General features: G+C 60.7%; 2 protein-coding genes. Both read left to right on the forward strand.

Annotated elements, in window-relative coordinates; genetic code table 11:
• Positions 1 to 1,239, forward strand: a 1,239-nt coding sequence (gene repC, locus JKG68_RS32135) for a plasmid replication protein RepC (RefSeq protein ID WP_312891075.1), incomplete at its 5' end; no start/stop codon positions are given.
• A 293-nt stretch (positions 1,240 to 1,532) separates the two neighbouring features.
• A partial coding sequence (locus JKG68_RS32140) for a WGR domain-containing protein (RefSeq protein ID WP_202066464.1) occupies positions 1,533 to 1,726 on the forward strand: 194 nt, incomplete at its 3' end.

The raw sequence follows: 1,726 nt of genomic DNA on the forward strand, positions 1-1,726 counted from the left end.
TCCTTATGCCATCCCGACAAGCTGAATGTCAAGAGCATCGGTTTCGGTGAACGCTCCCGCTTTGCCCTCACAGAGGAGGGTACGATGCAGTTTGCATTGTCAGGAGGCCGGCGGCTGAGACATGCCGCTCTGGCCGCAAGGAAGCTTGCGCTTGAAGACGGGCGCACAGTCACACGCAAGGAACTCTCGGCCGCCGCTCGCGAGGCCAGCAAGGCGCTTGATCTGAGGCCAGCCCAGCGGGCGGTGCTGTCCGAGCTGGTCGCCTGCTGGGGTGAACAGGAGTGGGAACGGCTGCTGGTGTGGCCATCCAACGACTACCTCATGAGCCGCACCGGCCTGACCGAGCGGGCGATCCGGCGCATCCTGCGCCAGCTTGTCGACCTGCAGCTGATCGCGCCAAAGGACTCGCCCAACGGCAAGCGCTACGCCGTCAAGGATCTCGCTGGCCAGGTGGTGGACGCCTTCGGGTTCGACCTGACACCGGTCTACGCCCGCCGGGGCGACTGGGCGGTGGTGCTCATGGAGCAGAAGCAGCTCCGGGAGGTGCAGAAGCGCGCCTTCGACGAGGTCACCATTTGCCGCCGGGCCACCGAGGAGGCCCTGAGTGCCCTGTCCGAGCATTTCCCGGATGTGGATCGCTCCGAGGCCGAGACGCGGCTGAAAGCGCTCCAGGCTCGCACGCCAGCACGGTCCAGGCTTACGCTGCCAGCCGATCTGCTGGACGCCTGGCAGCTGTTGAGAACTGATGTTGAGGAAGTCTTCTATAAAGTGGGCAAAGCCGGACTCGGAGTCCTGCACACTAATAACAACAACGGATCTCCTAGTGAACCTTGTAACAAAGGCTTTCCGAAGAAAGCTGAGGCGGTTCGTTCAACCGAACAAGCCTCGGAGCACCTATCACCGGAATTGATCCTTGAGGCCTGCCCCACCATCAGCGATTACGGCCAGCCGGTGCGGGATCTGGCCGACATCGTCTCAGCTGGCCGCTACCTGCGGGCTTCCCTCGGGGCGCACGAGAGCGCCTGGGCCGAGGCGGTGGAAGACATCGGCACTGTCAGGGCGGCGATTGCGGTGATCTACGTCCTGCAGCTCTATGAGGACGATGTGGCCAAGAACGGCGGGGAGAGCCGGATCAAGAACCCGGGCGGCTATTTCCGCGCCCTCACGCGCATGGTGAAATCCGGCAAGATCGACCTCGCCGTCGAACTCCTGGCCATGAGGAGACGAAGGATGTCATAGGGGACTTGGTCTGATCCTCGATCCGCCGTGACCATCTTTTATGAGCTTGCCACCTGTTTGTGGAACTGGCCTTGATTTCGGCTACAGATCGGCTGGACAAGCACCATGATGACGGCGAAGTCGTAAGCGAGTGTGTCACGCGGAAGAACCTGATAGGGGAGGGCACGATGACCTTTCACACCTGCCGAAAAGAGGGTTGCACAGCAGAGCCCATCACTGATGTGAATCGTTGCGGCGCAATGGATTCATGACTTTGATTGGACCTAGCCTCATAGTCTACGCAACATGGAGACATGTCAGACGACACGATCCAGTACCTGGTCCTCGACAGGTGTGTCCCCACCTGCAACATGGCCCGCTACTATGTGTTGTCAATCGAGACCAGCCTGTTCGGTGATGCCTGTCTGATCCGTGAATGGGGCCGTATTGGTCGACCTGGGCAACGAAGAGTCGAGCTCTACGAAAACCAGTCATGTGCAGTGGAAGC

The organism is Microvirga aerilata (assembly GCF_016743775.1).
GTDB lineage: Bacteria > Pseudomonadota > Alphaproteobacteria > Rhizobiales > Beijerinckiaceae > Microvirga > Microvirga aerilata.